The 21,185-nt window shown below is 36.2% G+C and carries 19 protein-coding genes; 6 read left to right on the top strand and 13 right to left on the bottom strand.

Annotated elements, in window-relative coordinates:
- Positions 1-154: 154 nt before the first annotated feature.
- From mgtE to serS, 7 genes are all read right to left on the bottom strand, one after another.
- Positions 155-1,507: a magnesium transporter gene (gene mgtE, locus EKM05_RS00990; RefSeq protein ID WP_126552959.1), complete on the bottom strand. Its 1,353-nt coding sequence runs from the start codon at positions 1,505-1,507 to the stop codon at positions 155-157.
- A complete protein-coding gene (rsmA, locus tag EKM05_RS00985) occupies positions 1,497-2,276 on the bottom strand; it encodes a 16S rRNA (adenine(1518)-N(6)/adenine(1519)-N(6))-dimethyltransferase RsmA (RefSeq protein WP_126457893.1) in 780 nt (259 codons plus the stop codon). The genes mgtE and rsmA overlap by 11 nt, the downstream gene beginning before the upstream one ends.
- A 116-nt stretch (positions 2,277-2,392) precedes the next feature.
- Complete coding sequence (locus EKM05_RS00980; protein WP_126552957.1) at positions 2,393-2,683, bottom strand: hypothetical protein; 291 nt, start codon at positions 2,681-2,683, stop codon at positions 2,393-2,395.
- Positions 2,684-2,821: 138 nt separating this feature from the next.
- Positions 2,822-3,133: a DUF4286 family protein gene (locus EKM05_RS00975; protein ID WP_126451918.1), complete on the bottom strand. Its 312-nt coding sequence runs from the start codon at positions 3,131-3,133 to the stop codon at positions 2,822-2,824.
- Between the two features lie 50 nt (positions 3,134-3,183).
- Entirely contained in the window at positions 3,184-4,962 is a 1,779-nt protein-coding gene (locus tag EKM05_RS00970; protein WP_126552955.1) for a tetratricopeptide repeat protein, read from the bottom strand.
- Positions 4,963-5,015: 53 nt separating this feature from the next.
- Complete coding sequence (locus EKM05_RS00965) at positions 5,016-5,597, bottom strand: TIGR00730 family Rossman fold protein (protein WP_126552953.1); 582 nt, start codon at positions 5,595-5,597, stop codon at positions 5,016-5,018.
- A 29-nt stretch (positions 5,598-5,626) separates the two neighbouring features.
- On the bottom strand, positions 5,627-6,898 hold the full coding sequence (gene serS / locus EKM05_RS00960; RefSeq protein ID WP_126451915.1) for a serine--tRNA ligase: 1,272 nt from the start codon (positions 6,896-6,898) through the stop codon (positions 5,627-5,629).
- 353 nt (positions 6,899-7,251) lie between these two features.
- On the opposite strand from serS, the gene EKM05_RS00955 reads away from it, so the two are divergent.
- Entirely contained in the window at positions 7,252-9,072 is a 1,821-nt protein-coding gene (locus EKM05_RS00955; protein WP_126552951.1) for a DUF1800 family protein, read from the top strand.
- Positions 9,073-9,084: 12 nt separating this feature from the next.
- Positions 9,085-10,692, top strand: coding sequence for a DUF1501 domain-containing protein (locus EKM05_RS00950; protein WP_126552949.1), 1,608 nt, complete (start codon positions 9,085-9,087; stop codon positions 10,690-10,692).
- A 122-nt stretch (positions 10,693-10,814) separates the two neighbouring features.
- Here the strand turns inward: EKM05_RS00950 and EKM05_RS00945 are convergent, their stop codons facing one another.
- From EKM05_RS00945 to EKM05_RS00935, 4 genes are all read right to left on the bottom strand, one after another.
- Positions 10,815-11,354, bottom strand: a complete 540-nt coding sequence (locus EKM05_RS00945) for a DUF4375 domain-containing protein (protein ID WP_126552947.1) — start codon at positions 11,352-11,354, stop codon at positions 10,815-10,817.
- 104 nt (positions 11,355-11,458) lie between these two features.
- Positions 11,459-11,629 carry a hypothetical protein gene (locus EKM05_RS14465; RefSeq protein WP_197037238.1) on the bottom strand — a complete coding sequence of 57 codons (171 nt, stop codon included), beginning with the start codon at positions 11,627-11,629 and terminating at the stop codon, positions 11,459-11,461.
- Positions 11,630-12,081: 452 nt separating this feature from the next.
- On the bottom strand, positions 12,082-12,621 hold the full coding sequence (locus EKM05_RS00940) for a 3-hydroxyanthranilate 3,4-dioxygenase (RefSeq protein WP_126451913.1): 540 nt from the start codon (positions 12,619-12,621) through the stop codon (positions 12,082-12,084).
- Between the two features lie 89 nt (positions 12,622-12,710).
- Positions 12,711-13,823 carry an endonuclease/exonuclease/phosphatase family protein gene (locus EKM05_RS00935; RefSeq protein ID WP_126552945.1) on the bottom strand — a complete coding sequence of 371 codons (1,113 nt, stop codon included), beginning with the start codon at positions 13,821-13,823 and terminating at the stop codon, positions 12,711-12,713.
- A 162-nt stretch (positions 13,824-13,985) separates the two neighbouring features.
- On the opposite strand from EKM05_RS00935, the gene EKM05_RS00930 reads away from it, so the two are divergent.
- The 4 genes from EKM05_RS00930 to EKM05_RS00915 all read left to right on the top strand — a co-directional run bounded on the left by EKM05_RS00930 (position 13,986) and on the right by EKM05_RS00915 (position 16,955).
- Complete coding sequence (locus tag EKM05_RS00930) at positions 13,986-14,987, top strand: LD-carboxypeptidase (protein ID WP_126457871.1); 1,002 nt, start codon at positions 13,986-13,988, stop codon at positions 14,985-14,987.
- A gap of 165 nt (positions 14,988-15,152) precedes the next feature.
- Positions 15,153-15,512: a YraN family protein gene (locus tag EKM05_RS00925; protein ID WP_126451910.1), complete on the top strand. Its 360-nt coding sequence runs from the start codon at positions 15,153-15,155 to the stop codon at positions 15,510-15,512.
- A gap of 108 nt (positions 15,513-15,620) precedes the next feature.
- The gene (locus tag EKM05_RS00920; RefSeq protein WP_126451909.1) at positions 15,621-16,277 is read left to right on the top strand and encodes an aspartate kinase; all 657 of its coding nucleotides are present in this window, start codon (positions 15,621-15,623) and stop codon (positions 16,275-16,277) included.
- Between the two features lie 69 nt (positions 16,278-16,346).
- Positions 16,347-16,955, top strand: coding sequence for a hypothetical protein (locus EKM05_RS00915; RefSeq protein WP_126457866.1), 609 nt, complete (start codon positions 16,347-16,349; stop codon positions 16,953-16,955).
- A 47-nt stretch (positions 16,956-17,002) separates the two neighbouring features.
- Here the strand turns inward: EKM05_RS00915 and mfd are convergent, their stop codons facing one another.
- Together mfd and EKM05_RS00905 are read right to left on the bottom strand one after the other, a co-directional pair.
- Positions 17,003-20,371: a transcription-repair coupling factor gene (mfd, locus tag EKM05_RS00910; RefSeq protein WP_126552943.1), complete on the bottom strand. Its 3,369-nt coding sequence runs from the start codon at positions 20,369-20,371 to the stop codon at positions 17,003-17,005.
- Positions 20,364-20,969 (bottom strand): hypothetical protein, encoded by a 606-nt coding sequence (locus EKM05_RS00905; RefSeq protein ID WP_126552941.1) that lies wholly within the window; start codon positions 20,967-20,969, stop codon positions 20,364-20,366. Before EKM05_RS00905 ends, mfd begins: the two co-directional genes overlap by 8 nt.
- Positions 20,970-21,185: the final 216 nt, after the last annotated feature.

Genomic DNA, 21,185 nt, shown 5'->3' with positions numbered 1-21,185 from the left:
TCCTCTCCCCTCCAGAAGCTTCGGGACTTTCCAAAAGAAAGCAAGCCGTCTGGAAAAAGTGTTGGTTGTATAGTTATAGATGTATTCGTTTGTTGTTGTATTTCCTATCTATTCTCTTTGTTCTCTATTCTTTTTCTCTTCTCTTACTTCTATCTTAAAACCCTAAAATCATTTTTGCTATCGAAAAATAAATCAAAATGCCACAAATATCATTACTGGTTGTAATAAACGGACCAGTTGCCAATGCGGGATCAATACCAAATTTATCCAGCAATAACGGGATAAAAGTCCCTATTAATGAAGCAATAATAATTACTGAAATTAATGCTACGCAGATAATAACGCCAATTATCATTTCAACATCCAATAGAAAATGACTTCCTAAAAATAATATTGTAGCCAGAATCAATCCATTTAATAAACTTAGGGAGACTTCCTTAACTAATCTATTAAATAGCGATCCGCTCAACGTATTATTAGCCAAACCCTGTACAATAATTGCCGAGGATTGTACACCGACATTTCCTGCCATCGCAGCAATAAGGGGCGTGAAAAAGAATAAATTACCATGTTGCAGCATTGCGCCTTCAAACAATCCCAACACTTTTACGGAGATAAAACCGCCTAAAAGAGCCAAAACTAACCAAGGCAACCGTGCTTTTGTATGTTCAAATATGCTGTCATCTGCCTCAACATCTTGCGAGATACCTGCAGCCAACTGGTAATCCTGATCGGCTTCATCCTTGATTACATCCACAATGTCATCAATAGTGATTCGACCCACTAACCTTCCTAATTCATCTACAACAGGAATAGCTTCTAAATCATATTTCTGCATAATTCGGGCTACCTCAACATCTTCTGTATCTACTTTTACGGAGTTTAATTTCCGGATGTACACATCATTAATTGGGGTTCTGGAAGAAGTGGTCAATAAATCCTTGAGGGATAAACGCCCTTTCAATCGGTCTTCATCATCCACCACATAAATCGAATGGACTCTGGAGATATTTTCGGCCTGAATGCGCATTTCTTTGACACAAGTAAGCACATTCCAATTTTCATTGACTTTTACCAATTCCTTGTGCATGATTCCACCGGCGGTATCTTCGTCATAGCGCAATAAGTCAACAATATCTTTGGCATGTTCTACATCCTGAAGTTCTGATATTACTTCGGCTTTCAAATCTTGTGAAAGCTCCGCTATAATATCAGCTGCATCATTGGTTTCCAGCTCATCTAACTCTTCTGCAATTTCTTTTGGCGAAAGCCTGCTTAATATATTTTCCCGCAAATCATCTTCTAGTTCCAGAAGAATTTCAGCAGTTTTTTCACTGTCTAATACTTTAAAAATATAGGTCGCTTCATTAAAATCAAGCTCATCGAGAATTTCAGCAATATCAGCATGGTGCATATCATTCAATAATACTTCCAGTTGCTGGTCGTTTTTGTTTTGAATGAGTTGCTCTAATTCCTGAATTAATCCTTTGCTGATTTTAAACTCCATCGGCTTCTATTTTTTGGGTGAGTGCTATAAACTGTGCTACATTTAATTGTTCTGGTCGAAGGTTGAAAATTTCATCCTCTCTCAAACTATCCGACAAATTTAAGGTTTTTAAACTATTTCGTAACGTTTTACGTCTCTGCTGAAAAGCAGTTTTCACTACCGTAAAAAACAATTTTTCACCACATGGCAAGCTGTAATCTTTTTTTCTGCGCAAACGTAAAACACCTGATTTTACCTTTGGCGGTGGAATAAAAACATGTTCGTCTACCGTAAATAAATACTCGGCATCATAAAAAGCCTGTACCAAAACCGACAGTATTCCATACGCTTTTGTTCCCTTTTTTTCACAAATGCGTTGTGCCACTTCTTTCTGGAACATTCCGGCAAATTCCGGAATTTGGTGGCGATATTCCAATGTTTTAAAAACAATTTGTGTCGAAATGTTATACGGGAAATTCCCAATGATTGCGAACTGCTTTCCTTCAAAAACTTCGTTAATGTTGTATTTTAGGAAATCTTTAGAAATAATTTTATCTTTTAATTTTGGATAATTTTCGTCTAAATACGTCACTGATTCCGCATCGATTTCAATAACGTAGGTGTTCACCGGTTTATCCAACAAATATTTTGTCAAAACGCCCATTCCTGGTCCTATCTCCAGTACATCATCATACCCTTCTAAGTTCAATGTATCTGCAATGTCTTTGGCAATACTTTCGTCTTTCAAGAAGTGTTGTCCGAGGTGTTTTTTTGCTTTTACTTTTTCCATGTTTGTCTTTGCGAGGCACGAAGCAATCTCACTTTATTGTTAGGTTTATTTTGCCCCTAAGGCACTACTGTATTGTATTAAATATCCAGAAAACTATCGCAAAATCAATATTGCAACTACTTCTTATATCCTATTTTTCCTCGTTCTGGAATGATTTCTTTCTTTTCCATAAGTTCATCTACATATTGAAAAACGAGTTCTATGTTTTTTCCCTGATTTTCAATTTTCTTTTTCATTGTTTCAAAATCAATACGTAAATCCGAATTATCGGAGAGCATTTGCCTCGTTTTTGTAAATATCCGCATTATCTGAATATTGGTTTGAATTGCTTTTTCACTATTCAAAACACTCAATAACATTAATACGCCGTGTTCTGTAAAAGCCATCGAAGCATATCGCAAACCCATCTTTTCAGAATTGGAGGTCGCAAATTGCGACCTCCAATTATATTTACTTTTACAATTTGAACTTAATATCGTAATTTCCCACTTCAAGATTTATTATTCCCAAACTGAACACTAAAAAGACGAACACTGAACACTTTTTTAATAATCCGCAATCAATTCTAATTCCGTTCTAAACGCCAGCATTTTGTCTCCAAACAGCTTCGCTCCTTCTTCACGAAAAGCCGGTGCGTCCTCCAGATAATATTTCTCCAAAGTGTCTTTGCTGTCCGTCACATATTGAACGGAATAGGTAACTCCGCCCATTTCTTCTTCAATTAAAACCCGTACCATTCTTGCCGAAGAGAATTTTCCTGTAGCCAGAATTTCTGGAATGTGTTTGTGTTGCATCCAAATCATCCATTGATCGTGCACGCTTTCGTGTATGTTTGTAGTAACGTTGTATAGTATCATTTTTTTGTTTAATTGGTTAACTGGTTAATCGATTAAACAGTTAAACTTTTTTATAAATTAGTATCTCCCCTCAATTGCCTGAATTTCTTTCTGGCTTCCACAAAATAAATACTGTCCTGATGATTAAAAATAATCTTCTCATACAAAGGTTTCGCTTTATCAGGCAATAGCAGTTGTTTTTTATATATCTCTGCCGAAAAATACAGCGCTTCGTCTATGTAAATCCCATCGCTATACTGATCCATAATCGTTTGGTATTGGCTTAAAGCCAAAGTAAAATCGCCCGTTTCTTCGTAAATATTTCCCAAACGCAACAACGTCACGGCTTCTATTTGCTGACCTTTATGATTTTTTAAAATCGATAGAAACTGCGTTATCGCTTCCTGATTCCTATTTTGATACAACAGATAATCTCCTTTGGCAAATTGTTTCAAAGCCGTTTGTGTCGAATCAACGACGGTATTGTCATTGATTAACAGAAAATATTCCAAAGCATCATTCGCAATCAACTGTGTATTGGCTGATTTCAATTCCTTAAATTGTTTCAACGCCCAAGCAAAATCAGCTTTAAAATAACTCGTTTTTGCGGCTTTCAAACTGGCTTCATGCGCCATTACATCATTCTTCAAGTCCAATTCAATCTGCGAATAATAGATCAACGCCTGATTGAATTTTTCTTCGTACAACAAAATATCTGCCAGTTCCATTTTGGCATCAGCCACCTGATAATCATTCAATTGCAATTCCAGCGCTCTCTTGATTATTGCCTTTCCTTCCTCCGGTTTTTTTAACTTAAATGCCGTGAAATGTGCCTGAATCAGCTGCAAAGATAAGGTAAAAGGACTTATTTCAAATTGTTTCATCAAACCGTCTAATTCTTTGCTGATCGCGGCAAAGTCTTTTTCGGTTGCTTTTTCAATTTTCATCGCAATCAAATACGAATTCGCTTGGATCAGCAATTCTAAATCTAGTGTGTTTTGCAATACAAACCCTAAAATTTCCTTTGCCGCTTCCTCATTCTCTTCTTCAATTGCCAGTTGCCCTAAATTTACAATCGTAGCAAGCGATTCTGGATTGCGTTTATAAATGGCTTTTTGCTGAATAAATGCTTTCCCAAATTCCTTTTCCTGTACATAAAACCAACTCAGATAATGGTTCCAAAAAATGTCTTGATTTTTCTGCGTCCTTACAATTAAAGCTTTACGCAACAATTCATTGAAATTTGCATCGCCTTCATCAGCCATAAAACGAACCAGCTGATTTTGGATTCGAATGGAGTTTTGAGGATTAGCAAACGCTTCATCCAGAAAAGTGGAAATCATCATTTCTATATTAGACAATTGACCGTAAAGCAATCCTATTTGATAATTGAAATTAAAATTAGGCTCTAATTCTACTGCGATTTGGTAGGATTTCAGCGCGTATTCAAGTAGCACTTTTCGCTCAAAAGTGTTTGAAATTCCGTACACTTGATTTGGATTTTTTCTGATGCGGTCTAATGCCTGATCGTAGTACATCTTGGCTTTATCATCATTTTTTTGCAACTGAAAATTATATCCTAATTCTACCAGAAGATTTCCTTGATTGTACTTGTCAAGTCGTTCTTGAATGGCTTTTTCGGTACTTTCAAACTGTTGCAATTGCTGTGAACAATCGATTATTCTTAAAAAATACTGAGAGTTTAATGGAATCTCTTGCAGTAATTCTTCATAACTGATTTTGGCTTTTTCAAAATCGCCTTTATCATAATAATACTGTGCCAATTGTTCGTTTTGGGCGAAAGCAAATAACGATAAAAACAGGTGTATTAAGAGAACGATTTTTTTCATTTTTTATCTGTTTTTCTAATTCAGATTAGGTGTTGGAATACATATTCGTGTCTTTATTCATTTCCTTTTTTAATCCATTTTCCAACTTCCGGTGCGGTGTAATTTTCCATTTTGTTCAGCAATTCTTCCGCATTATCACTAACCAAAATCATCTTTTGATTGATTTCTTTTAAAAAACCGTTATCAGCCATTTTTTGGATGAATTGCAATAATAAATCATAAAATCCATCAACGTTTAAAATCCCAATGGGTTTCTTATGAAGTCCGAGTTGCCCCCACGTGAGCATTTCGAAAAACTCCTCTAAAGTTCCAAATCCACCAGGCAATGCAATTACGCCATCGCTTAATTCATTCATTCTGGTTTTTCTTTCGTGCATACTTTCCACAATGATTAACTCGGTCAAATTATCGTGAGCCACTTCCTTAGACATCAAAAAACGGGGTAAAACACCAAATACTTTTCCGTTTTCACTCAAAACACCGTCAGCAACCGCACCCATTAAACCAACTTTTGCGCCACCGTAAACCAAATCAATGTTCTTCTTAGCCATTACCTGTCCCAGTACTATCGCTTGAACCTCATAATTTTTTTCATTCCCAAAACTGGAGCCACAGAACACCGTAATCTTTTTCATCAACAAAATATTTTTCAGTAGTGTTTTAACTAATTGATACTATCAAATCCGCAATAAGCACGCAAAACCTCAGGAATTACGATTCCTTCCGGAGTTTGGTAATTTTCTAAAAGTGCTGCCAAAACTCTTGGCAAAGCCAATGAACTTCCGTTTAAGGTGTGTGCTAATTGATTTTTTCCATCTTTATCTCTAAAACGTAATTTCAACCGATTTGCTTGAAAAGTCTCAAAATTAGAAACCGAACTGATTTCTAACCAACGGTCCTGTGCAGTAGAAAACACCTCGAAATCATAGGTTAACGCTGCTGTGAATCCCATATCGCCGCCACAAAGACGCAATATTCTGTAGGGTAATTTCAATTCCTGCAAAATACTTTTTACATGCTCCACCATTCCGTCCAAGGCTTCATACGATTTATCGGGATGCTCTACACGAACAATCTCGACTTTGTCAAATTGATGTAAACGGTTCAATCCACGTACGTGCGCACCATAAGAACCTGCTTCACGACGAAAACAAGGCGTGTAAGCCGTGGTCAAAACCGGTAATTCACTTTCGTTTAAAATTACATCCCGAAACAAATTCGTTACTGGAACCTCAGCAGTTGGAATCAAGTATAAATCATCCGTTTTATCATGGTACATTTGCCCTTCTTTGTCGGGCAATTGTCCCGTTCCATAAGCAGATGCTTCGTTTACCATGTGTGGCACCTGAACTTCGTTATATCCTGCAGCGGTATTTTTGTCCAGAAAATAATTGATCAAAGCACGTTGTAATTTTGCTCCTTTTCCTTTATAAACCGGAAATCCTGCGCCTGTGATTTTTACTCCCAATTCAAAATCGATAATGTCGTATTTTTTTACCAATTCCCAGTGTGGTTGCGCGCCTTCATGCAAAACTGGGATTTCCCCTTCTTCAAAAACGTTCAGGTTTTCCTCCGGTGTTTTTCCAATAGGAACAATATCAGCAGGAAGATTGGGTAAGGTATATAATTTTTCTAAAAGTTCAGCGGCAAGTGCATCAGCAGTTTCGGCTAATTTCTTGCTTTTCTCTTTATTTAAAACAGTTTTTTCTTTTAAGATTGCGGCTTTAGATTTCTCTCCCGCTTTCATCAATTCGCCAATATCCTTGGATAATTTATTAGATTCGGATAAAATGCTGTCTAGCTCCACTTGCGTAGCGCGACGTTTTTCATCCAGTTGTACCACTTCTTCAACAACACTTGTAGCATCGATATTTCTCTTTGCCAAAGCGGTGATTACTTTTTCCTGATTCTCTCTAATAAATGCGATTTGTAACATAGCTTGATTTTTTTAACGCTAACTTATATATTAATGGAAGCAAATTTAGGGAAATGTTTGGTAGTATGAGATAAAAATTTTATCAAAAATCGAATTAAAAAGGGGAATTGCACCGCCATTTTTTGCGCGCCTATAGATTTAAATAAAATAAATAATCGAGAAAGTTTTTTGTGTAGTTTTAATGACCCGATTATAAATTTTTGCAGCAATTTGAACAATACATTATTTAAGTACAACATTTATAGCACGTTGAACGTATTGTAAAAAAACATAATTTTGAGTAGCTATTTTTACTTATTAGAAAATAATAAAGTAGTAGGGAGTCGATTGTACAAATCAAATTTGAAATCGTTATGAGTAATACTATTAACCGTAGAAATTTATTTAATTTAATACTAAATAAATTAAAAATTAATCAGGATACCAAAGATCCATTATTTGAAAAATATTCCCGAAAAATATTTACAGGCAGAAGATATCAAAGCGTTAAAAGCGCTACAAAATCGGCTTTTACCGATAGAGTAGTTCCTGTTAACAGTGGATTAAATCCCTACAGCGGTAGTTGGGGCAAGCAAGAAGTACTGCATTTGCTAAAACGTACTGGTTATGGTTTTAGAAAAGCCGATGTTGATGTGTTACTCGCTTTAAATATGACAAATGCAGTCAATGCCGTGTTGAACATCAGCACTACTGCGCCTGCGCCTCCCGTAAATTCATACAATAATTATTCTCCAGATGAGAGCAACTTGCCCTACGGAGCTGACTGGACAAATGACCCATTGCCTGCGGGAACCAATACCACTAACTCGAGAAGAATAGATTCATTATCACAGTGGAATTTTGGTTTAGCTTGTAATCAAAATTTGACTATTAAGGAAAAAATGACTTGGTTTTGGTATCATTTTATTCCAGTAGATTTTGACACCGTACGCAGTACACCATTTTCGTATGCGGGCAGTAATTCATGTCGCATATTGTACTCCTACATGAAAATGTTTCGAGATAATCCGCTTGGAAATTACAAAACACTGATCAGAAAAATGGCTACACAGCCCGCTATGATGTACTATTTAAATAATCAAGCCAACACAAAAACATCTCCAGACGAGAATTTTGCGCGAGAGCTTATGGAGCTTTTTACGTTAGGAAAAGACCCATTAAGCCAGTATACTGAAGCTGATGTGTTACAAGCAGCAAAAGTTTTAACAGGATGGAGAGTTGTAAATTTAAATACAGCTACACCCAGCACTAATTTTGATACCAATTTTCACGATACAAGCAATAAGCAGTTCTCCTCGTTTTTTAACAACACCGTCATTAGCAATGCTGGTGCTTCAGAGTTAGATGCTTTGATTGATATGATTTTCACAAAATCACAAGTAGTTTCAGAATATATTTGCCGCCGATTATATCGCTATTTTATATATTACGATATCGATGCCACAATAGAGTCAAACATTATTAGACCATTAGCACAAACATTTGTAGCTAACAATTGGGAAATTGCACCGGTATTAAACCAACTTTTCAAAAGCCAACATTTTTATGATATGGCCAATAGAGGCGTTTACATTAAATCGCCTTTTGATCTGGTCATTGGTAGTTTGCGGACTTTTAACTTGAATTATACGGTTACAGACGCAACTAATTTTGAAGCGCAATACAGAGTTTGGAGTTACTTCAACAATACTGTTTTGAGCGGTTTAGAACAAACTATGGGGAAAATTCCAAATGTTTCCGGTTGGGTTGCTTTTTATCAAAATCCGTCTTTTCATGAATATTGGATCAATTCCAGTACCACTCAAAAAAGATTCGATTTCTTAAATAAAATTTTCAACGGTTACAATCTTACTTACAACTTGCTCACAACTCGGATAGAAGTAGATATAATAGGTTTTATTCAACAATTTAGTCCTGCTATTTGTGCTAATCCAGATTTATTAGTTGCTGAATCTATACAGTACTTACTGCCCATTGATATTAGTAGTACACAAAAAGAGCAAATAAAAATTCAATCGCTACTTTCCAATCAAACAAGCAATGATTACTGGACCTCAGCTTGGACACTTTACCTAAATGACACGTCAAATACAACCAATCGAAACATTGTGAAATCTCGACTTAAATCCTTGCTTGTGACTCTCACTCAACTTGCTGAATACCAATTAATGTAATCTTTTGAAGTTATGAAAAGAAGAAGTTTTATAAAAACAAGTGCATTAGCCTCCATCCCTTTAGCTTTGAATGGAATTCCTGTAATGGCGTCAGCTTCAATTGAAAGTAATGCATTAGATGTTTTGGCAAACGCAGCGGTAAATTGCGGAAAAATTTTGGTTATCATTCAAATGAATGGCGGTAACGATGGGTTAAATACCGTTTTCCCTTTAGATAAATGGACAAATTTAAATAACGCACGTTCGAATATATTGATGAACCAAAACTCTGTTCTGCCACTGGCCAATAATACCACTACTGGCATACACCCTGCAATGTCTGAAATGAAAACTTTGCATGATAATGGCAAATTAATGATTATTCAAGGGGTTTCCTATCCCAATCCAAGTTTCAGTCATTTTAGAGCAACTGATATTTGGTTTACAGCTTCTAATAGCAATCAAACCCTTGATGATGGCTGGCTAGGGCGATCGCTAGATACCATATATCCTAATTTCCCTATTGGTTATCCTAATAGCGCCATGCCTGATCCATTGGCTATTCAAATAGGTTCTACTTTGCCTTTTTCTTTACAGGGACCTACTATTAATATGGGTTATAATGCTCCTGATCCAAATGCACTTTTGAACGTTATTAATCAAATTACGGATCCCGCACCTAATTCTGATTACGGAACGGAGTTGACTTTTTTACGTTTAATGAAAGACCAAAGCAATGTGTATCGCACTGCAATACAAACTGCTTTTAACACTGCTCAGTCACAAACCGCAACATATCCCAGTGCTAATAAACTAGGTGATCAATTAAAAATTGTTGCTAAATTAATCAACGGCGGATTACAAACTCCTATTTACATTGTCAATCACCCTAATACATCTGATTTACACAGTGGTCAAGTGGATGCTGCTGATAAGACCAAAGGTGCTCATGCTACAAATCTCAGTATTTTATCGCAGGCAATACATGCATTTCAACAAGATTTAGAGCTTATGGGGAAATCAAATTTAGTAACAGGAATGACTTTTAGCGAATTTGGTCGAAGAATTAAAAGCAACGGTAGCCTTGGTACCGATCATGGAGCTGCTGCACCTGTAATTTTCTTTGGAGCCGCCTTGAATACTGGATCTAGTGCTATAACCGCTCAAAATCCAGTTTCAGGAATGATGGGAACCTCACCAAACATACCTTTAAACCCAACCGTTTCAGACCAGATTGCGATGCAATTTGACTTTAGACAAATTTACTCTTCGATTATGCAAGATTGGTTGTGTATGAGTGAAGCACAAACTGCGGAAGTTTTGGGTGGCACTTTTACAAAATTAGCCCTGTTCAAAACTGCAACTTTAGACACCGTTTCTTATGAAAATGAGCACTTTTTTGTTGTTTATCCAAATCCAATTATAAACAATACTATCAATATTAATTTTAAAGACAGTTTAAGTGATTACATAAATGTGCAGTTGTTTACGATTCAAGGAACAAAAGTCTTCCAAAAATCGTTCAAAGTATATGGAAATACCTTAACATTTTCGCCAGATAATACCTTGGCATCTGGAATCTACATCTTAGAAATAGAATACAACAACTATAAATTTCACACCAAAGCGATTGTGTCTTGATAGATTAAGAATGGAATGCTTTAAGTTACTTCATAGAAAAACACAAATGTAAAACACAGAGATTCGCTACGTTATACTTTAACTCTCTCCACGTTTATTTGTACTTTTTCTATGTAAAATAACTACTCCCTTTTAATCTCATGTCCCACAAATTCTTCTAAGGTTGCAAACATATCATCTACAGAAAGAACTTCAAAATCTGGGTGTGTTTTTAAGAAAGTAGCATTCAACGTAATCAAGTTTTCTTCAATTTCGAAAAAAGTGTCGTTGTTAAGCAAATCTCGAGTAGGATTTACGCCTTCGAGTTTTCCTTTCAGGAATTTATTCAGCTTGACACTGCTCATTAATTTCACTTTTTTGGATTGTTGTTGAAACAATTCCAAGTGCTTTTCAGTACCAATCAAAGCCAAACCTTCTTCGATCAATTCGTTTAGTTCTTTATCCCAACCCGAATTGTGAACAAATTGAGCAAAATTTCCTTCGGTATATTGTGAGGTATAATAATCTAAATAATAACTCATTATGGCATCTTCGTGAATCAAATCATCGTTCACGCCTTCCTCACGCATTAAGTTGATTACCGATATATTAGAGTGAATTACATCTTGGAGATTTCCACTGTTCATTGCTGTTTCTGAAATAATTATTCTACCGAATTCCATAGGTTTTGTATTTGAATATGTGCTGCAAATTTCGGGCAAAATAGTGAAGAATCGAAATGTTTTTTTTTAGCCACAGATTAGCACCGATTGATTAGCGCAACCATTTAAATGACATCAGATTCGTCACTACGCTTTTTCTGATTCATTTTGGTAACCAACGCTTTCAAACGCATCGCTTTTTCTTTTTTTTCTTCTTGAAGTTTGGTCTTTTTCCGATTGAGCAATTTGGTATGCAACGCCTTATTTTTGGTGTTTTTTTCGGGTCCTTTTGCCATAATGTAGAAACTTTGTTAATTACCGTTACAAAGATATAAAAGAGACCACTCTTTCTGGATTTGTTATCTATAAAACAGAAAATATCTTTTAAAAAAATAAACTATCTTAACTTTATGAAAATGAAAGAGTCTATACAAATGAGATTAGCGGAATTTTTAACATTATGCAAAAGTCATAATGTTAAAAATATTTATGCTTTTGGCTCTGCTGTGACTGAAAATACCAAATCCCCTAGCCCCGATAGCAGTGGAAATCCCACGCTTTTGGGCGTGGATTGCAACGAATAGCGGGAAATAGCTCCAAAAAATACAAACAATTTCTCCGTAGTACAGACAAGTCGCGAGCTGTTCTTATCCTAAAAAATATTTTATTTTTTGCTGCCAAAAACATATAATTTTCAGAAATATTGGGACATGAAGGAAGCGAACTGACGCTAAGCAGCGACTTAAAATTATTTTTTGGCTACAAATCTGGTGTCGGTTTCCATTATGGTTCCACATTTTTCACAAGTTCGCATCTTTGTAGAAGTATAGAACTGTTCAAAATGAGGCAGGAAATCTTTCTCGATATTATGAAGTTCAAAATAGACCTCGTGCAGCTTATGATTACAAGTATCACAAAACCAAAGTAATCCGTCCGTGAATCCTTTTCCAGCTCTTTTTCTTTCGATGACAAGTCCTATAGAACCCTCGGAACGCACTGGAGAATGGGGAATTTTAGCAGGATGAAGATACATATCACCCGCATGTAATTCCATTTCTTTGCGTTCCCCATCTTCTTGAATAATCACTTTGATGGAGCCTTCAAGCTGGTAAAACAATTCTTCAGTTTCGTTGTAATGATAGTCTTTCCTGGCGTTTGGGCCGGCAACAACCATGACGATATAATCACCGGATTCCGTGTATAAATTTTTATTACCAACGGGTGGTTTCAGCAGATGACGGTTTTCGTCAATCCATTTATTGAGGTTGAAAGGTTTTGCAATTGCCATTTTTTCTGAAGGTCAAAGTTTTTAAGGTACTAAGGTACTAAGATTTTAAATGATAGAACCTACTAATTCTCTCCAAAAGTACAAGCACTTTAGTTCCGTTTTTCCTTAATCAAATAAATATACACGGGAAAATGGTCGCTAAATCCTATTTCGGTGGGGGAATGCCGCAACGGATAGCCTTTGTATTGTCCGCTGGTTTGTATCAAAAAAGATTTGTTGTAAATTCCGGCTTTCCAATACCGAAAGCTAGAATAGTCTGATTGCAGTAAGGTTTCGGAAACCATTATTTGGTCAAAAACATCCCATGCATCACGAAATGCGATAGTTCCAAATCCTTTCTTGGCCATTTCCTCGAAGGGATTATAAATCCCAAACGGTAGCACATCTGCTTTTTTTGCTTTGGCGCCAAGCCCAAATTTGACACTTTTATTATATGGTCCGTCATTTAAATCACCTAAAGTAATCACTTTTGCTTCTGGATTTATGCGTTGCAAAGAATCGATTATTTTTCGGTTTAATGCTCCAGCGGCTTCCCGGAACGGACTTGATTTTTTCTCGCCACCAGAACGCGACGGCCAGTGATTGACTATAATATTGATTTCCTCTCCGTCCAGAAATCCGGTTACCAATAGCTGATCTCGTGTGTAAACCCGATAATTTTTGGTGCTTATTTGCAATTCGTCATCTGTTTTTTCTTCGGAATTGGCTTTAGAATTTTCGTTTGTGGTGGTTCCTTCTTTATAAATGTACAACGGAATGTTACTATAACTCGTGGGCTGAAATTTCTTTTTTTGATACAACAGCGCCACGTCAATTCCTCTTTTGTCCGGTGAATCAAAATGGATGATTCCGTAGTCTTTATCAATAAGTTTGGGCTGTTTTACTAAATCTTCTAAAACGCCTCTGTTTTCTATTTCACAACCGCCAATAAATGTGGGCGAATCCGTGTTTTCAGCTGAACCAATTTCAGCTAACACTCGGGCTAAGTTTCCCATTTTTTTTTGGTACTTCCCATAATTCCACCGTTGCAACCCTTTTGGAGTCCACTCTTCGTCAAAAGTATCCGGATCGTTTATGGTGTCAAAAAGATTTTCAAAATTATAAAACGCAACGGTATGAATAACATATTTTTTTGGTTGCGCAGTATTTTTTGCAATTGGAAAGAATAAAAAAAGAATAGGAATCCAGTACGTAATTCTCATAAATATCATTTATTTACCGCTGTTGCTGAGATCCCTTTTAGAATCTGGTTATTGTAAAAATAGTCATTTGAGTGTGAACTTAGAATTATTTTCTAAATGTCTATCTTTGTTTTTGTCATTTAACGCCTTTATCATTAGAATTTCTCAGAAAAGCAATACCGCATGAATCAAAATCAATTTACTTTTACATCCCGTTATTCTATTTTATATCAATTGCTATTGCTTATTTTTGTGTTACAATCTTTCAACAGTCAAGCCCAATACAATATGATTACACCCCCTAGTTTACAAAAAGGAGATACCGTAGCTATTTTGGCAACAGCCCGAAAAAACACAGATGATAACTTGAAACCAGCTATTGATTTGCTGCACAGTTGGGGCCTGGAAGTGGTCATAGGCAGCACAATAGGTTTAGACAACAACCAATTAGCCGGGACTGACGAACAGCGAGCAACTGATTTTCAGCAGCAACTGGACAATCCAAACATCAAAGCCATTTGGTGCGTAAAAGGCGGATACGGAACCGTGCGTATGATTGATTTGTTAGATTTTACTGCGTTCAGAAAAAATCCGAAATGGATTATTGGATTTAGTGATGTGACTGTTTTACACAATCACTTGAACACTATGGGTTTCAAATCCATTCACGGAATCATGCCGATAACCGCTCCAAGAGCCACTCCTGAAGCTATAAAAACTATGCGGACTGCTTTATTTGGTGAAAAACTATCCTACAATATAACGCCTTTTGTAATGAATAGACCCGGGAAAGCTACCGGAGAATTAGTGGGTGGGAATTTATCCATTCTATACAGTTTGTTGGGTTCACCCTCCGCGATTGATTGTTCCGATAAAATCTTGTTTCTAGAAGATTTAGACGAATATTTGTATCACATTGACCGTATGATGATGAATTTAAAACGAAATGGTTGCCTGGAAAGCGTCAAGGGAATTGTGGTAGGTTCGATGACAAAGATGAAGGATAATGATATTCCGTGGGGGAAAAATGCCATCGAAATTATCGAGGATGTAACCAAAAAATACTCTATTCCTATTTTGTATAATTTCCCGGCGGGACACATACAAGACAACAGAGCCTTAATTTTAGGCAATACTGTAACGATCAATGTCAGCGAGAAAAGCAGCACACTAGTTTTTGAATAAAGAAATCCTCCCTCCGGCTCCACTCCGAAGGAGGGAGGGACTAAACAGAAATAGACTCAGGATAATTGTTTGTAATATTACATATCATTTTGGGTTTTTGGTTATAAATTACCATTCTGAATTGTAGGAATTAATTTCACAGGTTTATTAACTGAAAACTTTTTTATGGCTGCACATAATGAACTTGGAAAACTAGGAGAAGAAATGGCAGTCGAATTTCTACGGAAAGACGGCTACACGATTTTGCAAACCAATTGGACCTTCCAAAAAGCCGAAATAGATATTCTCGCCCAAAAAGGAAACACACTTGCTGTTGTTGAAGTCAAAACGCGTTCCTCATTAGAATTTGGCTTACCACAAGATTTTGTAAAACCAAAAAAAATCCAGCTCCTTGTAAAGGCCGTTCATGCCTTTGTCAACAAAAGAAATTTAGATATAGATGTCCGTTTTGACATTATTGCAATACATAAAGAAGGCAAATCTTATGTCATTGAGCATCTTATCGATGCGTTTTATCATTTTTAATTCGTTTTTTTAATGTTGTATTTGTAACAAATTGTTTTTTTATTTACATTTGCGTTATATGTACACACTGACTACGCGTATATTTACAACCACTAAAAAAATTAAATTATGAAAACTGTTTCTTCCATTGTAGAGAACTACATCAAAACAAAGCCATTTTTGTTGAATGCGTTATCATTAGGGATCATTAATCTGACCTCATTATCCCGGAATATAATGACTGAATTAGAAAGTGAATTTGGCAAGGAAGTAAAACAAGGCGCAGTGGTTATGGCTTTAAAAAGACTCACTGAAGAACTGGATTTCAGACTGAATCACAAGATCAATAAAGTAATTAAAAATATTGGGGAAATTACCGTTCGTTCTGCTTTGACGGATTATACATTTGCTGCTTCTGACACTGTTTTAAATAAACAAGCAGATTTAATTACCGATATTAATACGCTGCCGGATATTTTTTACACTTCGTCCAGAGGTGTGAATGAAACAAATATTGTGGTCAGCAACAGCATCAACAATTTGGTTGACAAGCATTTTGCTTCTGAGAAATTAATTCAAAAACTGGATAATCTGGCTTCGATTACCGTGAAATTACCGAAAGAAAACATCGTTGTTCCTGGGATTTACTATTTTATTTTCCAGCGTTTGGCTTGGGAAGGAATCATCATAAACGAAGTAATTTCGACTTCTAATGAATTCACTATTTTAGTAAGTGAAGAACAAGTAGATGTGGCTTTCAAAGTAATTAAGGATTTGAAGAATTAACAAAGCTTCCAGCCTTTTGAAGGCTGGAAGCTTTAAGAGGGAAAAAGTTTTAAAACTAAAAAATACATTATGAATCCAATTCCTCTTGAAAACGGTAAATATTATCATATTTATAATAGAGGCAATAATGGAATTGATTTATTTCATGAAATTGAAAACTACAAACATTTTTTGAGGTTATACGAGAAATACATTGACCCGATAGCAGAAACTTACGCTTGGTGTTTGATGAAAAATCATTTTCACATTCTAGTTTACATCAAAGAAACCGAAGAAATTGATGTTACCAAATTAGAATATTCTTCAACTGATAAACCAAAAATGGTTAGCGCTTCAAAACAGTTTTCTAATTTATTCAACGCTTATACTTTAGCGATGAATAAACGATATAAAAGGACCGGTAGTTTATTTGAGAAAAACTTTAGGCGAAAAGTGGTTGATTCGGAAACTTACTTTCAAAAACTTGTTTTTTATATCCACAATAATCCGGTTCATCATAAGTTTGCAGAACACATCATAGAATACCCTTGGACTTCTTATGGAACAGTTATCTCAAACAAGAAGACAAAATTACAAAGAGAAAAGGTAATAGAATATTTTCATGATTTAGGAAATTTTAAATACTATCATTCTAGTAATCCAAATTTGGATGAAATCGAAGGATTGCTTATGGAGTAAGTTTAAAAGCTTCCAGCCTTTTGAAGGCTGGAAGCTTTAGAAATGTCTTATTCCCCGCCCAATAGCTCCATCAATTCCAAAGCTCTCCTGGTGTTCTTTACATTGTCAAAAGTCAACAGTAATCGCAAACCAGCCGGCGTTTGTTTTTCTTTCATTTTACAAATAGAACTGTTTTTTTGCACAAACAGTAGGACTTGATTAAAACGTTTCGATTGGTAATAATCGGATTGTTGATCCGAAATGAAATACCCAATCATCTTGCCTTGTTTCATTACTAATTTTTCAATTCCAATGCGGGTAGCGATCCATTTGATACGAATACTGTTCATTAATGCTTTGGCACGTGGCGGCATTGGGCCAAAACGATCAATCAATTTATTCTGAAAAATAATGAGTTCTTCTTCGTTTTTTACAGCGCCTAATTCACTGTACAAACTCAATCGTTCCGATACATTATTGATGTATTCATCCGAAAATAATAACTCAAAATCAGTGTCGATTTGAAGGTCCTTGACATATTCTTTGGTTTCCAAATTATTTTCCTCCGGATACAAATCCTTGAATTCATTTTCTTTCAATTCATCAAGGGCTTCATTCATAATTTTTTGGTACGTATCAAAACCAATTTCGTTGATAAAACCGCTTTGTTCACCGCCCAATAAATCTCCGGCACCACGAATCTCAAGATCTTTCATCGCAATATTAAATCCACTTCCCAATTCACTAAATTGTTCCAAAGCCTGAATTCGTTTTCTAGCATCGTCTGTCATTGCGGAATACGGCGGGCAAATAAAATAACAAAACGCTTTCTTGTTGCTACGTCCTACACGACCGCGCATTTGATGTAAATCAGACAATCCAAAATTATTCGCATTATTGATGAAAATCGTGTTCGCATTAGGAACATCCAAACCGCTTTCGATGATGGTCGTGGCCACCAAAATATCAAATTCTCCGTTCATAAAAGCCAACATTAATTCCTCCAGTTTTCGTCCTTCCATTTGGCCGTGACCAATTCCAACTTTGGCATTGGGTACCAAACGCTGGATCATTCCGGCCACTTCTTTGATGTTTTCTATTCTGTTATTGATGAAAAACACCTGTCCGTTACGCTGAATTTCATACGAAATCGCATCCCGAATCAACTCTTCGCTAAAACCGACTACATTGGTTTCAATAGGATAACGATTGGGCGGTGGAGTTGTAATTACGGATAAATCACGCGCTGCCATCAACGAAAATTGTAATGTTCGTGGTATTGGAGTTGCGGTCAATGTCAGTGTATCAACATTGGCAGCTATGGTTTTCAGTTTGTCTTTTACATTAACTCCGAATTTTTGTTCCTCATCCACAATCAACAATCCAAGGTCTTTAAAAACTACATTTTTGTTGACCAGTTGGTGTGTTCCTATCACAATATCGAGTTTCCCTTCGGCTAGTAATTTTAAGGTTTCTGCTTTTTGTTTGGCAGTTCTAAAACGGTTTAAATAGCCAACGGAAACTGGCATATCTTTCAATCGTTCCGTAAAAGTACGGTAATGCTGGTATGCCAAAATAGTTGTAGGCACTAATATCGCCACTTGTTTGCTATTATCCACAGCTTTGAAAGCCGCTCGAATAGCGACTTCTGTTTTACCAAAACCTACATCACCACAAACCAAGCGATCCATTGGACGGTCACTTTCCATATCCGCTTTTACTTCTGCCGTTGATTTAGTTTGGTCCGGCGTATCTTCATAAATAAACGAACTTTCCAGTTCATTTTGTAAATAACTGTCGGGCGCAAACTGAAATCCTTTTTCGAGCCTTCTTTTGGCATACAACTGAATCAAATTGAAGGCAATATGTTTGACACGCGCCTTGGTTTTTTGTTTTAAAATCTTCCAGGCGTTCGAACCCAATTTGTAAATTTTGGGTGGCGTTCCGTCTTTTCCGTTGTATTTTGAAATTTTGTGCAGCGAATGAATACTCACATACACAATATCATTATCGGCATACACGAGCTTGATGGCTTCTTGCGTTTTGCCTTCGACTTGTATTTTTTGCAAACCTCCAAAACGTCCAATTCCGTGATCGATATGCGTCACATAATCCCCAACAGAAAGTGTTGTCAATTCCTTTAACGTAATATTCTGTTTTTTAGAATAGCCATTTTTGATGTTGAATTTATGATACCGTTCAAAAATCTGATGGTCCGTGTAACAGGTAATTTGGTTTTCCTCATCAACAAATCCTTGATACAAAGGAAAAACAACCGTGTGATACTGCTTGCGGATATTCTCGGAATTGGCTTCATCCAAAGTTTTGAAAATATCATGAAATCGTTTGGCTTGGGCGTCATTGGAACAAAACAAATGATTTTTATAGCCATTAAAATGATTTTCATTCAGATTATTCAACAACAAATCAAATTGTTTGTTGAACGACGGCTGTGGTTGAATGTGAAATTCGAATTTTTTGGTGGTTCTAAAAATAGGTTTTGAACTCAATTCTACAATCGAGAAATCCAAGGCTCGTTTTATAAATTCGGCTTGATTCAAGAACAATTGCTCCGGAGATGACCGCTTTATTTCTTGCGATAATTTTGCGAAAGCTTCTTCGGCTTTGCCAAATTGTTTGTCTAATTGTGATAAAAAATCTTCAGTATTCTGGATGAAAATCACCGTTTTCTCTGAAATATAATCCAAGAAACTTTCTCTGTTTTCCTGAAAAACTTTGTTTTCCACATTAGGGATTATCGTAATTTTCTTCTGTTGTACCATTGACAATTGGGTCGCAACATCAAAGGTACGAATGCTCTCCACTTCATCTCCAAAAAACTCAATTCGGTACGGATTATCATTCGAAAACGAAAAGACGTCGACAATGCCGCCACGAACCGAAAATTCTCCGGGTTCAGTAATAAAATCGACTCTTTTGAACTCGTATTCGAACAATACTTCATTGATAAAATCGATAGAAATTTTGTCACCAACAGCAACCTTCAACGTGTTTTTATCTAATTCTTTCCGGGTGACCACTTTCTCGAATAAGGCTTCGGGATAGGTGACAATAACGGCTGGTTTCTTGCGGGAATTGATCCGGTTGAGGACTTCGGCGCGAAGCAAAACATTCGCATTATCCGTATCTTCAATCTCGTATGGACGACGGAATGAACCGGGATAAAAGAGTACATCTTGTTCGCCAATCATTTGTTCCAGATCGTTCAAGTAATACGCTGCTTCTTCTTTATTGTTTAGAACAATTAGAAGAGGAAGTTCGGCTTTCTTAAAAACGGATCGAATTACAAATGAAAGTGCAGAGCCCAAAAGTCCCGACAGCTGTATTTTGATTTGCTTGTTTTCTAATAAACGAGCAACGATTTGCTGGGTTTTTGGCGAATTATCGTAGGTGTTGTATAAGGCTGTTTTACTCAACGCGTGGAATATTTGGGTCGATTATAGGTGTATTGGGAATGGCTCTTGTAGTATCCATCATTTTCATTAACTCAGATTCCCCTTCCTCGATGGGAATCTTACTTTTCTCGGTGATTTTGTCCATCTGTCTTTGAAGCGAAACCAATTCTAAATTGATTTCTGACACTAGCTGCGTTATTTTTTTATCTGGAATAGCATCTAAATTAATAAATAAATCCAACAATCGTACCTTAGTAATTAAGGTCGAAATTCTGCTTTTTATTTGAGGTTTACTGTATTCATAAGGGATATTTTCGTTTAAATCCATTACTTTTTTAGAAAGTGCTTTTGATTTTTGTTGGAACGCTTTAATTGATTTTCTGGGTTTCAGCGCTAATTCAGCCAAAAAAATACGCCAGGCATTCCAAGTAGCCAAACTTTTTTCAGAAGCCTCCGTAACTGGAGTATCATAAAAAACCCAACCCTTCTCTATGTTTTTAAAAATAATTTCTCTTCGCTGCATCTCTTTTTTATTTTCGGAAAGGCGTTTTTGATTATTATCCTGACAGGAAAACAAGAGCAAAGCAAGAGCAAAGAAGATTGCTGTTTTATATTTCATGTGTGGCAATTTGTTGTTTTTTACTGGCTGAATGCAATCGCTATACGCTCTTACTTTTGCAAACGAAAACCCATTATGCTCGTTTAAAAATCGCCATTAATTTAGGTGCAAAGTTACAAAGTAAATTTACAATTACGAATTACGGCATCGGAATAACTATCTAATATCCCTAAAGCAGTTTTTATATTTAAAACCTATAAAATTAAGAAACATAGC

Source organism: Flavobacterium sp. GSP27, from assembly GCF_003970395.1.
Classification (GTDB): domain Bacteria; phylum Bacteroidota; class Bacteroidia; order Flavobacteriales; family Flavobacteriaceae; genus Flavobacterium.
This window is presented reverse-complemented; position numbering and strand designations above follow the sequence as displayed.

Coding starts and splice junctions, on each gene's coding strand:
- mgtE (WP_126552959.1), bottom strand. CDS start 1,507: ATGGAGTTTAAAATCAGCAAAGGATTAATTCAGGAATTAGAGCAACTC.
- rsmA (WP_126457893.1), bottom strand. CDS start 2,276: ATGGAAAAAGTAAAAGCAAAAAAACACCTCGGACAACACTTCTTGAAA.
- EKM05_RS00980 (WP_126552957.1), bottom strand. CDS start 2,683: ATGGGTTTGCGATATGCTTCGATGGCTTTTACAGAACACGGCGTATTA.
- EKM05_RS00975 (WP_126451918.1), bottom strand. CDS start 3,133: ATGATACTATACAACGTTACTACAAACATACACGAAAGCGTGCACGAT.
- EKM05_RS00970 (WP_126552955.1), bottom strand. CDS start 4,962: ATGAAAAAAATCGTTCTCTTAATACACCTGTTTTTATCGTTATTTGCT.
- EKM05_RS00965 (WP_126552953.1), bottom strand. CDS start 5,597: ATGAAAAAGATTACGGTGTTCTGTGGCTCCAGTTTTGGGAATGAAAAA.
- serS (WP_126451915.1), bottom strand. CDS start 6,898: ATGTTACAAATCGCATTTATTAGAGAGAATCAGGAAAAAGTAATCACC.
- EKM05_RS00955 (WP_126552951.1), top strand. CDS start 7,252: ATGAGTAATACTATTAACCGTAGAAATTTATTTAATTTAATACTAAAT.
- EKM05_RS00950 (WP_126552949.1), top strand. CDS start 9,085: ATGAAAAGAAGAAGTTTTATAAAAACAAGTGCATTAGCCTCCATCCCT.
- EKM05_RS00945 (WP_126552947.1), bottom strand. CDS start 11,354: ATGGAATTCGGTAGAATAATTATTTCAGAAACAGCAATGAACAGTGGA.
- EKM05_RS14465 (WP_197037238.1), bottom strand. CDS start 11,629: ATGGCAAAAGGACCCGAAAAAAACACCAAAAATAAGGCGTTGCATACC.
- EKM05_RS00940 (WP_126451913.1), bottom strand. CDS start 12,621: ATGGCAATTGCAAAACCTTTCAACCTCAATAAATGGATTGACGAAAAC.
- EKM05_RS00935 (WP_126552945.1), bottom strand. CDS start 13,823: ATGAGAATTACGTACTGGATTCCTATTCTTTTTTTATTCTTTCCAATT.
- EKM05_RS00930 (WP_126457871.1), top strand. CDS start 13,986: ATGAATCAAAATCAATTTACTTTTACATCCCGTTATTCTATTTTATAT.
- EKM05_RS00925 (WP_126451910.1), top strand. CDS start 15,153: ATGGCTGCACATAATGAACTTGGAAAACTAGGAGAAGAAATGGCAGTC.
- EKM05_RS00920 (WP_126451909.1), top strand. CDS start 15,621: ATGAAAACTGTTTCTTCCATTGTAGAGAACTACATCAAAACAAAGCCA.
- EKM05_RS00915 (WP_126457866.1), top strand. CDS start 16,347: ATGAATCCAATTCCTCTTGAAAACGGTAAATATTATCATATTTATAAT.
- EKM05_RS00905 (WP_126552941.1), bottom strand. CDS start 20,969: ATGAAATATAAAACAGCAATCTTCTTTGCTCTTGCTTTGCTCTTGTTT.